The organism is Aeribacillus sp. SP014, from assembly GCF_054055575.1.
In genome coordinates, this window is the sequence record NZ_JBSRXI010000001.1 from 3,602,963 (window position 1) to 3,615,951 (window position 12,989).

Below are 12,989 nucleotides of genomic sequence, written 5' to 3' on the forward strand. Positions count from 1 at the left end.
CAAAATAAGTCCCCATTTGCTATTCAGCTTTACGAAGCATGAATAACCACATGAAGGTTAATGCCTGCTTTAACTCCGTTGAAAGTGAGGCAACTAGTTTCTCAGTGACTCTGCTTTTATAAACTCCTTCTCCATCAACTATTTCCCAGCCGTTTTCCTTCGCTAATTTTTCAAACTCCCATGGCATCATTGTATTGCAAATCACTGGCTCTCCATATAATCGGCGATAGCTGTGCATTCGCGGAGCAGCGGTCGGACCGAGCAGCCCTACACAAAGGAGATGACCGTTTTTTAACACTCGCCTCATTTCATTCAAAGCTTCCAGCGGCTTCTCTATCCACTCAATCGAGTTAATTGCCATTGCTCCTGAAAATGTTTCATCAGGAAACGGCAATTTCGTTAAATCCCCTTGAAGAAATTGCAAATGCTCGTTCTCTCCTCTCGACTTCGCCTTTTCAATCATTTCCTTGGAGAAATCAATGCCAATAACATGATAGCCTGCTTCATGAAGCTTAAACGAACCGTATCCGTCCCCGCAGCCTAAATCAGCGATATAACTTCCTTTCGGTATATGCTTTAAAATAAAAGGAACAATCGTTTTACGGTTGCCATGCTCCCACCTTTCCTCACTGCTTTGATTCCAAAAATCGGCCCGATCATCCCAGTTTTTTTCTGCTTCTTTATGCCAATTAAATGTTTCCAATGTTTACACCTCATTTGTATTAAGATACATGAATGGACGAGAAGTTAGGATTGACAATCAACCAAAAATGCTTGCTGCGCAAAAAAATTATGAAGGCGGCATTATAAATTTTAACCTCTTCGGGGCAAGTGCTGATGGAAGCCGCAAATGAAGCTGTTCGTGCGTAAAAATTTTCACAGAAAAAACGGTGATCATGACATTAGTAGAAATGGCGAATAACTTTCCTGCATTTTTCTAAATAAAAAGGAGAGTTCATTAAAAGTACGATAAAGGCAGCGGTGACCAAAAAATTCATCCATTTTTTACTCAAGCGATTGGAAGCGGCAACAGCAATAGCAATAAGTGTAATAAATCGTCAAATATAAAAGTGACGTAAATGATGAAAAGGAAAAAGTCGACACTTTTATACGAATGTCGACTTTTTGTCTAGATCTTCATTGTTACTTATATAGGCTGACGGTGCGTCTGAACGCGTGTTATTCGCAAAAAATTCTCATTTTTCCTTTCGACATTACGTTTCGTCCTCTGTATCGTTTGACAGCTTTTCAAGTATAGATCACTATGCTGTCCCGCGTAAGGACAGTATGCAATCAATTAAATTATTCTATATTCATATTTAGCGACACTTCAGAAACGACAATGCCATCGCTGTCAGCATACACATACGCATTTGGGATCCAGCGCACTTCACCAAATTCAAGTACGACATCACGGCTTCCTTTCCCTTCTTTTTTACTTTTAACCGGACAGGTGCCGAGTGCCTTTACCCCAATCGGCATCGTCGCAATTTCAGCGGAGTCGCGTATACATCCATTTATAATCACGCCAGATAATTCACGTTCACATGCAATCTGAGCTAAACGATCTCCTAAAAGCGCGCAGTTTCGTGAACCTTTTCCATCCACAACTAGAACTGAACCTTTTGGGATCGTTTCTAGAGCCTGACGAACTAGCACATTATCTTCAAACACTTCAACCGTTGCAATTGGACCTGAAAATTCCTTTTGTCCCCCATAACTGATAAGCGGCAATTTACAAACTTGAAGCTTTTCTAAATATTGATCGCATAAATCAGCAGTTTTCATGATGAATTCTCCTTCCCCATCTATGATTGATACAAAAATATATTTTGACAACCAAGAAGCAAAACCCTTTCAAATTGAAAAAATAATCAAAGGTCAAGATCCGCGCTCGCTTTTCGTTGTTTGGCCGGGCTTGCTGGATACTAGCCGGCGCAACACAAAGCCAAACTCTTCTCTCTTGCACTTAGCGATTCATTAATTCTTTCTTTAAAATATTTCGATGAACTACCCCCTCCCACTTGCTTAGAGGCGGGCTTCATGTAACCGTTTTAACGATATGAAAAGGACTGAGAAGTCAAATCTGTTCCACTTAGACAGCCGCAATTCTTCCTTTCCATACAATTTCAAAATTTAAATCATTTTTTCAAAAAATATATTGATTCTAACGTTACGTCAGGTTTTAAGATAAAACTAAGAAGGAGAGAAGCTATCCAGCAATCCTGATTCAAAATGGCCCGAACGTAAAGGAGAGATTCATTGTGGATAATTTTGAAAAAAATCAAACTTCCTGGCAAAATTTTAAAAAGCTGATAAAAATGGCTAACCCTCCTTTCTGGATTTTTGTTGCGGCAATCGCATTAAGTCTTTTGGAAGCAGCTACAGGATTAGTCGTTCCGATCTTTACACGGGATTTGATTGATCGTTTTTCAACTTCAAGTATTGAAACTCATTTAATCTTTTTATTGATTGCAGTTTTTATTCTTCAGTCAGCCACATCAGGCTTCTCCTATTATCTTATGTCTTATATTGGCGAATATATTGTGGCAAAAATCCGTTTAAAGCTTTGGAACCATGTGCTGTATTTGCCGATACCTTATTTTGACCGCCATGAATCTGGAGAATTGATGAGCCGCATAACACAGGACACTTATACAGTAAAGTCGCTTGTGACCGAGCATTTAGCTAATTTCGTTTCAGGAATTGTTACGGTCTTAGGGGCTGTCGCTATTTTAATTATCATTGATTGGAAAATGACGCTCATTCTGTTTATTTTTGTACCGCTTGCTATCGTATTGGTTCTTCCACTTGGACAGAAAATCTATAAAATTTCCATGCAAACCCAAGACGAAATGGCCACTTTCAGCGGTAATCTAGGCCGCGTGCTGAGCGATATCCGGTTGGTAAAATCAAACATTGCCGAACCTGTCGAAAAACAAAACGGAAATCAAAAAATTCAGCAGTTGTTCCGATTCGGCTTGAAGGAAGCAAAAATCCAAGCGATTATTTCACCTTTAATGGCAACGATTATTATGGCGGTGTTAGTCGTCATTATCGGCTATGGAGGAATTCGTGTTGCCAGAGGGGAATTATCCGCAGGTTCGCTCGTTGCCATCATAATATATATGGTGCAAATTATTGTACCTTTTAGCCAAATGGCAGGATTTTTTACAGCTTTCCAAAAGGCAATGGGTGCGACAGAACGAATTCAGCAGCTTTTGAATACAGAAACAGAACATAATAATGGAAATACAAGAATTGATGTTCATAAACCAATCGTGTTTCAAAACATCTCGTTTGCTTATGAAAAAGGAAAAACGATTTTGCAAAACGTTCATTTTGAAGTGAAGCCCGGCCAAACCGTCGCGATCGTCGGACCAAGCGGTGCTGGTAAAACAACTATTTTTTCCCTTATTGAACGGTTCTATCAGCCAACAAACGGGGCAATAAAATTAGGGAATACCGACATTCGCGAATTTCCGCTTTTTGAGTGGCGCCAACAGATCGGTTACGTTTCTCAAGAAAGCCCGATTATGTCTGGCACGATTCGTGAAAATATTTGCTACGGCCTAAATCGTACAGTCAGCGAAGAAGAAGTGAGAAAAGCAGCGCAATTGGCCAATGTAGATGAATTCATCGAACAAATGCAAGACGGCTATGAAACGGAAGTCGGCGAAAGAGGGATCAAACTATCCGGTGGGCAGCGTCAGCGCATTGCCATCGCGAGGGCACTGTTGAGAAATCCAAAAATTCTTCTGCTGGATGAAGCTACATCCAATTTAGACAGCAACTCCGAGCAAAAAGTGCAAAACGCTCTCCTTCATCTTATGAAAAATCGTACAACATTTGTCATCGCCCATCGACTTTCAACTATTATTAATGCAGATTTAATCATCGTCCTCGAAAATGGTAAAATTACCGGTCAGGGAACACATAATGAGTTATTGCAGTCCCATCCGTTGTATCAAAAGCTTGTCAGCCGACAAATGCAAAATTTTGCTCCCGCCAACGATTAAGGCGGGAGCCGCATATAATTTACAAATGGAAGCTGACCGCTTAAGCCCGTTTCCGCTCCATAATGTTGATCCCTAACCCCATGAACACAACAGCCATCAAGAATAGGATGCTCATCGGATAGAGCAAATCGCTGAATGAGTAGCCGTAAACTACCGCCCCTTTTAACAGGTCCATTCCATACGTAACGGGGACAAATTTTGAAAGCAAGAGAAGTGCATCCGAAGAAACAATTTCCAGCGGCCAATAAGATCCTCCGAGCATCGCCATGCTGACAGAAACAAGCGGAAGCACCGCATGAAACTGCTGCTCATTATTGACAATTCCTACTATAAAAATTGATATTGCGACAATTGCCAGTACATAAGGGATGAGCAATACGAGCACAAACCAAAATTTATCGCTGAAATCTACATCAAACACAAAGTGAAAGACTGCAAAAATAAGCGCCACCTGAATATAGCCGGTTGCAAAACTGTAAATTAAATTTCCGGCATACATCTCCCATTTTTTGACCGGCGACAAAATCATTCGATCCCAAATGCCGTTTCGCTTTTCCATTAATATATTAAAAACGTTGTACGCAATCGTATAAATGACAAAAAATAAGACACTGCCGAAAATCGATTGCATTTTGCTGTTGATGATAACAGTTTCATCCGCACGGAAATGTTTTGTCTCTATGGTAAACACCGGATCGTTTTTCGCTTCCGCAAGCGATTTTGCCACTTGCTTTGCGCTTGATTCTCCTTGTTTTTCCTTCACCTGATCGATGATCGACTTGGATTGTAATGCTTTTGCGTAAACTTTTTGAACCGTTTGCTGAACCAAATAGCTATTGGGGGTATTGGAAGCAACGATTATGCGGAAATCGTCCTTTTTAAGCTCCACACCTGCTTCCGCCTTACCTTCGCCAACCAGCTTTTCAACTTCCTCTTTTTTCATCCTTTTAAACGAAAATAGATTATACTGCTCAAGAGAGCGAATGATTTCCTTCACTTCACTTTCAGGCAGCGCGCTGTATACTGGAACAACTATAGTCTGTTTGTTTACGGAACTGATGAGCATAGCAAAAACGACAGAAAGGATCGACACCATTAAAAATAGCCAAGGCTTCCGGATAAAAAGACGCAGCTTTGCTGTCAAAACTCCGATCACGCCATTTCACCCCTTTTTGGGAAAACTAGCAAGCTCAATACAAACATAACAAAACCGAAAAGACATAAGTATATGACAGGCCAAATAAATTGCGACAGATCATAGCCTTGCAAAATTTTTAAATAAGCTGTCATGCCGGCTCCATTTGGCGTCATATCCCCCAATTTGTGCATAAATTCCGACATTTGCGAAACCGGGAAATAGCTGCCGCCAAGAAAAGCCAAAATAGAAACGACTCCGCTTGAGAAGAAAATGGAAACATTATCTGAATTTATTCGATAGCTCAATGATGTTAAAAAGGTTCCTATTCCTCCGACTGCCACACAAAGAGCAAGCGTAACAATGATAAACGAGAAGAGATCCGGCCACTTGACACTGTAAAAAACGGCTGCTAAAGCATATAACAAGGAGAGCTGAAAAAAGGCAATGATCAAGGAAGTTATGAAAATAGCAGCCATGTATAAATTTTTCGGTACATTGGCAAGCAACAAACGATGGAATGCGTTCGACTGTTTTTCTTGCAAAGCATGAGACGAAATATACGAGGCCAGATACAACACAAACATAACGCTTATGCCGACTGTATAATAAGTAAAAGAATTAATAGGCTCCCGTTTTGTCACGGTTTCCATTTCTCCCTTTACTTTTACGACAGGCAGTTCAAGTGATTCGTTTAAGCCAGCCTGATCCAGTTTAGAAATCAAAGAATATTGCTCTTGAAATTCAGTGATGAGTTCTTGAACAAATTGGGCTGTAATTTCTTTGCCTTCGTTGACATATATACTAAGCTTCGGCTTCGTTTTCTCACCAAATATTAAATGGTTTAACAACGTGTATGAAAAATGCTCCGGCACTTCAACAATGACTGTATATTTGTCATTTTCACGAATTTCCTCCAATTCAGAAGGCTGAAACTCTGCCATTTGTATATACGGTTCCAGCTCTTTTGAGCCTAAAATTTCTTGTTTTAAAATGGAAATAGGCATCATTTTTTCCACTTGTTTTAATAGAAATTCCTTTTCCTCATCCGGCATTTGCACGTTTTTTACGTCGTTGGCGAATTTTTCGAAGTCCTTTTGTTCATTGCCATGTTCGACAATCGCTACTTTCGCTTGAATATCCATTTTTTTGCTGTCCATTACACTTGTGAGCGCAAAACCTAAAATAGATATAAGAGTGAACGGCATTACTAATAGAAGAAGCAATTCCTGCTTATTGCGGATCATTATTAAAAATTGTTTCTTAATAAATTGTCCAATCATGGTCATCACCCTTTTAATTTCGTAATGCTCTTCCAGTTAAATGAAGAAACACATCTTCCAAAGTAGGTGTTTTAATCTCGATAGATGTCAACATTGTGTTTGTTTCCTCAGCAATTTTGAACAATATGGAAAAAGCATTCGCTTCCTTTGGCGTTAATACGGTAATTACCCGATCTTGCACAGTCACGCGATTGACAACCGGATGATCACGCAGCGCTTGAATAAATGAATCGTTCACGCGCTCGACAGTAATTTGGATTGTGTTTTCTGCCGATAAAATATTTTTTATCTCCTCTTTAGTACCGGCCGCCAAAATATTCCCTTTATCCATAATGTAAATGCGATTGCATAAAAATTCGACTTCCTCCATATAATGGCTCGTGTACAATACGGTCATTTTTTTCTCCTTATTTAACCTTTTGACGGTTTCCAAAATATAATTTCTTGATTGTGGATCAATGCCGACTGTCGGTTCATCCATAATGATCAATTCAGGTTCGTGCAGCAAGGCAGCCCCGATGTTCAATCTTCTCTTCATTCCGCCTGAAAAATTTTTGACAAGATCATGCTGGCGATCCGTTAAACCGATCATTTCCAAAACTTCCTCTACCTTCTGTTTTAATTGCGAACCTGACAGCCGATAAATTTTGCCGAAAAACAGCAAATTTTCCCGCGCTGATAAATCGGGATATAATGCAATTTCTTGCGGTACAACCCCTAAAATTTTTCTGAGCTTTTCCGGCCTTTTGATGACACTTTCGTTATTCAAACGAACATCACCGCTTGTCGGCGGAATCAGAGTAGAAATAATTGAAATGGTGGTCGATTTGCCGGCGCCGTTTGGCCCCAAAAGCCCGATGATTTCCCCTCTTTCCAAAAATAAATTCACACCGTTTACAGCATGCGTTTGTTTAAACCTTTTCGTTATTTCAACAGCTTCCAGCATTTTTTATCCTCCCTCTCAACGTTCTATTTTGTATATTACAGCGTCCGCACTTTCTCACATACTATCTGCAGTCACTCTTTTCACTGAAAAACTATGACTTAGGTCATACATTTACAAAGTCTCTAGGAATAGCGCTGAAAATCAGCAAACATTCCGAGTCGAAGCAAACATTTTTCAATTATGAACGCTTCATTAACATAGAGCTTTAAAATTTCACGGCATTATTTCAATACAAAAAAAGACCGGCCTAAATAGCCGATCCTAATCAAACAGCTAGCAAATATCATGTTTAATGGCATAAATAGCGAGCTGTGTTCTATCCCGCAGCCCAAGCTTATTTAAAATTTGCGTCATATGGTTTTTGACAGTTCCGATGGACAAATGAAGGTCAGACGCAATTTCTTTGTTCGTTTTTCCTTCGCCGACAAGCTTCACAATCTCCAGCTCACGCGGTGTTAAAGGCACGTTCACCATCTCTTTTTTTGGCTTTTCCAGCAGCTTCGGTACCATTTTTGCCGCTACATCTTCATGAATGGACATTCCGCCTTTCATGCAGCTATGTATCGCATCAATCAGCTTTGCCGGTTCAGATGTCTTCAGCAAAAAACCGCTTGCCCCATCCTTCAACGTCTGTACGGCATATTCCTCATCATTAAACGTTGTTAAAATAAGAATTTTCGCATCAGGCCACCGCTCTTTTATTTTTTTAGTCGCTTCTACTCCGTTCATAACTGGCATGCGAATATCCATTAAAATCAGGTCTACAATTGTCTTTTCCATTATTTCGATTGCTTTTAACCCATGATCAGCTTCCGCGACTACTTTTAATTGCTCGTCCTGTTCGATCATCATTTTCAAGCCCTGGCGGACAATGGCTTGATCTTCAACAAGTAAAATACGGATGGTCATCATTCATACTCCTTTATTGGCAAAGTCCCATGAACAACAAACTCATCATTTGTTTGAAATATGTTCAAGCTTCCTCCAGCTTCTTTCACACGCTCTTTCATATTCGTTAAACCGAAGCCTTTTTGAAACGGTTTGGCATCCGATATCCGGTTTTTTATCGTAAATTCCAAGTCACCGATCGCATTTTTTCCTAATATGATATACACTTCCCTTGATTGCGCATGCCGCATCGCATTCGTTAGCGCCTCTTGGATGACTCGGTACAAAACGACATTTTGCTGATTAGTAAGACGGGCCGACAAAACCCCTTGCTTCGTCGTAAAATGCACCATAATATGACTTTCCGATTCCAGCTTACGAATGAGCTGAAGCACTGACGAAATCCCTTCACTTTCATCCATTTTTAGCGCCCTAACTGCATGTCTCGTTTCCTCTAAACTTTCGCGAACTAAAGATTTTAATTCTTCATATTCCTTCCTTTTCTCTTTGATCGAAAGCATCTCAAGCTGCATCAGCAATGCCGTTAATTTATGCCCGACAGAATCATGAATATCACGGGCAATTCTCGTTCGTTCTTCCAATCTGGCCGACCGCTCGTTTTCATAGCTGATACGCTTTAATCCTCTATATTCTCCTAATAGTTGTTCATACAGCTCCCTTTGTTCCTTCCTTTCAAAGATATATTCATTTAAAACAACAGAAATGAAAGTAAATATAGCAAACACCGTCAGCCATTCAAAAGGATTAGGAAGGAATAAGGCGATCAGGATCGAAACAGAAACATGAATGACGGCAAACAGACGAAAGGGCTGTTTTTTTAGCTGAAAAATTGCTTCGACATAAAGATATAAAATTAATAAAAGAGAGGCATGATTGCCTGCAGCAGACTGAAGCCATCCCGCTGACAAAATGAAAAGATCCACGATGATGTACAACAGAAGAGTATTTTTGACAACAGGCAGAAAAAAATAGCAGCCAATTGTACAAGCACTTAAAAATACCAATAAGGTGAGATGTGCTGAATGATCCAAAAAAGCTGAAAATAAAAAGTACGTCCATAAAACAGCAAAAACGAACACTCTGAATAAAAAAGCCTTCACTGACATCCCACCCTTTGTAATCTACTATCAACCTACTGAAACTATAAAAGAATGTCAACGGCTTTTCAAAAGAAATGTCGGACATTTCTCAAATCATGTACCAATTAATTAAAATACTGAACTCCTCCCTTTTTCTCTCCAAAATAATTACCCTGTGATTTTAGAATTCAACATTTCTAAATAACAACCTCTATAATTAAAGACACCGGTTTAATCTAACCGATGTCTTTAACTAAATCCTATAACTAACAATAACAATTCCTATATCTAATTAGTTAATGTAAAAACCGCATAAAAATCAATATTCCAGCGGTTTTTATAAATAAAATTTTTTCTTACTAGTATTCCATAGTATGTAAAAATATCCTCATACTCTCGAAATTGCATATCATAGATATAATAATAAAATCCAGGAAAACAAAAAGGAAACTCCTTCAAAAAAGGAATTCCCTTGAAAATTTACTTGCTGCCATACAACAGCACTTGCGCTATGCCGACAAAATATTCTGATTCACGAATAATATGGTTCAAAACAACTTTGGCGGTCGGATTTTTTCGAACAGCAGCGCTTTCCGTTTTAATTTGCCGGCATAATTTAATAAAATCGAGACTTTGCTTTAAGCAAAATGACACCAAATTCAATACTCGTTGATAAAGCTTTGCTGGAATATAGTAAGGGGAGCGTATGACAGACTCAATATAGCGCACAACCTTTTGATGCGTCTTCGACAATTCTTCTTCCCAATTTAACAAAGCATCTACATAGTTTTGCTCTAAATTTGCCACCAGCTCTCGGATCACAACAGTATGCTCTTCCTCTTGATGCTTCCAAAACTCCGCTTCATCCAATATGCGAAGCGGCATTTGCTGACCGTAATAAAATTGCATCATCCATCCTCCCATGATCGTCGTTCATTTCAATTGTATGGAAGGAATGGATAAGGTATGATAGCTTTGTTTGAGGATCTTTTTATTTTCAACACACTAGCTTCTATTATCTATGACACCGTAAAAAAAAGCGCCTTGCCTAGGCATTTTTTTGTTTTAAAAAATTTGAGATGTGATGACATGTGAAGAGTTTAGTGAATATGATTGGATTTACGCGAGAAAATCGGCTTATGTTTGTTTTAGCTGATATTTTTTTAACTTCCGATAAAGAGTGGACCTGGCAATATTCATTTTTTTGGCGACAGCTGATAAATTCCAGCCTGTTTCCTCTAAAAGCCTGACAAGCACTTTTTGCTCTTCGACTTCTATTAAAGATAAATCTTTAAGCTGGTTATTGATGGAGAGGCTCATTCTGTTTTCAATAAAGTATGCCGGTAAGTCTTCTATCCTAATAACAGGAGAATCACTAAATATGACGGCATACTCAATGACATTTTGCATTTCTCTTATGTTGCCGGGCCACGAATATTCTAAAAAGTAATTTAAAGTTTCTTGCGCAATGGAAAGGGATTCTCTCGCATACTTTTTTGCAAATTTTTTTAAGAAATAATCAGCAATCAGAGGAATATCTTCCCTTCGCTCACGAAGAGGAGGAATATTAACCGTAACAACGTTAAGTCTAAAAAATAAGTCTTCGCGAAAAAGCCCTTGTTTACACAAGGCATATAAGTTCTTATTCGTTGCAGCAATAATTCTCACATTGATTGGAATCGTTTGAGATGAACCCAGCCTCATAATCTCCTTTTCTTGCAGCACCCTAAGCAAATGGACTTGCAGATCTAGTGGCATCTCGCCGATTTCATCTAAAAACAAGGTTCCTTCGTTTGCTTCCTCAAATTTTCCTTTCTTCCCTTCTTTCGAACCTCCGGTAAAAGTTCCACTTTCGTAACCGAACAGTTCACTTCCAATCAATTCTTTCGGAATTGCGCCACAGTTTATTGCTAAAAAAGGTTTGTCTCTTCTCTGACTAGATTGATGTATTGATTTTGCAATTTTTTCCTTTCCTGTACCGCTTTCTCCCAACAGAAGAATCGGAACATTTGAAGGAGCAGCTTTATAACATTTGTTTAGTGCTGTTAACAATGCATCCGATGTCCCAATAATATCGTTCCATGGTTCATCCTTGAGAATGTATCGCGCAGTGGTACGGAATACCTTTTTGTTATCCTTCAACACGACCATATATCCAGCAACTTCCCCTTTAAAATGAATCGGCTCGATTGCTAAAACCTTGAAATCTCGAACCATCAAATCGCTGGAAATATCGTTTTTCGCAGAGAATTTGGACATCCTTTTCATCTCATTTATTAAAGGATGAAAATCAGGATTTACCGCCAAATCTCCTGCATGTTTCAGGTTAAATAATTCCTTTAGCTTTTCACTGCTCTTCACAACATAAAAAGCATGGTTCAGTACTAGAATATGATCGTTTTTCCATTTATTTGCGCATTGAAAAAAATAATCTATTAAATAGTTATTCACTTTCATATAGACGTATGCAAGCTGTTTTTCAATCACTTGTGCAGTGGATACAGCTAAACCAAGTGTATGAGGCTGAGCATCTTCCCAAAATCCTGTAAAATCGATGACACCGATGACCTCTTTTGTGAAGGGATGAATGATAGGAGCTGAAGAACATGTCCATGGATGACATCCTTGACAAAAGTGTTCTGCAGAAAAAATTTGAATGGGATTTTGGGTGACGATACACGTTCCAATCGCATTTGTACCTGCTGCATTTTCGCTCCAGTCCATGCCAACTGTGAAATTCATTTTTTCCGCTTCCCGCAAAACATACGGTTCACCTTTTAAATAAATTATGCAACCGTTTTCATCCGTCAGCGTGATAAGATACCGAGTACCTTTCAACTTATAAAATAAATTATCAATAATCGGTTTCGCAATTTGATATAGCTCAGATCCTTTTAACAGATGATTTAATTCGTATTCTGTTAAAGCTGCCTTCGTTTGCAATTGCATCGGGTCAACTCCAGTTTCCTGACAGCGGCTCCAAGAATCTAAAACATTTTTTCGTATTTTGCCCGATATTTTATCTTCCCACGATCTTTCCACAAACATTTCCCATAAAGTTTCCAAATCTCTTTTTTTATCTGGCAAGTTGTGCGTAGAGAAAATAGATATATATGGATTGCCCATGTACTCCCCCCTCCTCTTGGACATATTATCAAAATTTTTCGAAAATAGATTATAAAAATACTTTATTCGGGGCTTTAAAAGCAAAAAACTTACCACCCCCGTAGTTCTTAAGGAATTACACACCAGTGATGATCAGCAAGGAAGTGACAAGTGTTACCACAATTATTAACGTATTTACTCGAAGATATCAAGTGTCTAGATTCGCATTTTTAATCTTTTGAATCAAATTCATGCGTTCACCATCGCTTTATCAAAACGATGTCAAATGTTTAACGCATTTGCTCAAGTGTGCATGCGACAGATTAATTTTGAGCAATACGTTTTGAACTGCTTGTCGTAAAAAATTCTGTTTCTTTATGGTATTCTCTCTAAAAATGAAATAATGTGTCAACTTTCTATAGTTTTTTTAAAACTGCTTTAAATAAAAGTGGATAACCTTTGTGATGAAAACACTAGGTTATCCACTTGCTGTTCGATTGTGTCAGCCTTTAG

10 protein-coding genes are annotated in these 12,989 nt (G+C 38.8%); 1 reads left to right on the forward strand and 9 read right to left on the reverse strand.

Going from position 1 to position 12,989, the window contains the following annotated elements; translation table 11 throughout:
- Positions 1-19 precede the first annotated feature (19 nt).
- Both ACVIJU_RS17725 and rraA read right to left on the reverse strand, forming a co-directional pair.
- The gene (locus ACVIJU_RS17725; protein ID WP_456687824.1) at positions 20-703 is read right to left on the reverse strand and encodes a class I SAM-dependent methyltransferase; all 684 of its coding nucleotides are present in this window, start codon (positions 701-703) and stop codon (positions 20-22) included.
- A 599-nt stretch (positions 704-1,302) separates the two neighbouring features.
- On the reverse strand, positions 1,303-1,788 hold the full coding sequence (gene rraA / locus ACVIJU_RS17730) for a ribonuclease E activity regulator RraA (RefSeq protein WP_063389228.1): 486 nt from the start codon (positions 1,786-1,788) through the stop codon (positions 1,303-1,305).
- A 533-nt stretch (positions 1,789-2,321) separates the two neighbouring features.
- On the opposite strand from rraA, the gene ACVIJU_RS17735 reads away from it, so the two are divergent.
- Positions 2,322-4,019 carry an ABC transporter ATP-binding protein gene (locus ACVIJU_RS17735; protein WP_063389292.1) on the forward strand — a complete coding sequence of 566 codons (1,698 nt, stop codon included), beginning with the start codon at positions 2,322-2,324 and terminating at the stop codon, positions 4,017-4,019.
- Positions 4,020-4,059: 40 nt separating this feature from the next.
- Here the strand turns inward: ACVIJU_RS17735 and ACVIJU_RS17740 are convergent, their stop codons facing one another.
- The 7 genes from ACVIJU_RS17740 to ACVIJU_RS17770 form a co-directional block, all read right to left on the reverse strand.
- On the reverse strand, positions 4,060-5,175 hold the full coding sequence (locus tag ACVIJU_RS17740; protein WP_063389230.1) for an ABC transporter permease: 1,116 nt from the start codon (positions 5,173-5,175) through the stop codon (positions 4,060-4,062).
- Complete coding sequence (locus ACVIJU_RS17745; protein WP_340807157.1) at positions 5,172-6,437, reverse strand: ABC transporter permease; 1,266 nt, start codon at positions 6,435-6,437, stop codon at positions 5,172-5,174. The genes ACVIJU_RS17740 and ACVIJU_RS17745 overlap by 4 nt, the downstream gene beginning before the upstream one ends.
- A gap of 13 nt (positions 6,438-6,450) precedes the next feature.
- Positions 6,451-7,383 (reverse strand): ABC transporter ATP-binding protein, encoded by a 933-nt coding sequence (locus ACVIJU_RS17750; RefSeq protein ID WP_063389232.1) that lies wholly within the window; start codon positions 7,381-7,383, stop codon positions 6,451-6,453.
- 273 nt (positions 7,384-7,656) lie between these two features.
- Positions 7,657-8,292 (reverse strand): response regulator, encoded by a 636-nt coding sequence (locus ACVIJU_RS17755; RefSeq protein ID WP_456687825.1) that lies wholly within the window; start codon positions 8,290-8,292, stop codon positions 7,657-7,659.
- A complete protein-coding gene (locus tag ACVIJU_RS17760; RefSeq protein WP_066246778.1) occupies positions 8,292-9,392 on the reverse strand; it encodes a sensor histidine kinase in 1,101 nt (366 codons plus the stop codon). The genes ACVIJU_RS17755 and ACVIJU_RS17760 overlap by 1 nt, the downstream gene beginning before the upstream one ends.
- A 459-nt stretch (positions 9,393-9,851) precedes the next feature.
- Positions 9,852-10,280 carry a DUF2935 domain-containing protein gene (locus ACVIJU_RS17765; RefSeq protein ID WP_063389235.1) on the reverse strand — a complete coding sequence of 143 codons (429 nt, stop codon included), beginning with the start codon at positions 10,278-10,280 and terminating at the stop codon, positions 9,852-9,854.
- A gap of 228 nt (positions 10,281-10,508) precedes the next feature.
- Positions 10,509-12,497: a sigma-54-dependent Fis family transcriptional regulator gene (locus tag ACVIJU_RS17770; RefSeq protein ID WP_456687826.1), complete on the reverse strand. Its 1,989-nt coding sequence runs from the start codon at positions 12,495-12,497 to the stop codon at positions 10,509-10,511.
- Positions 12,498-12,989 lie beyond the last annotated feature (492 nt).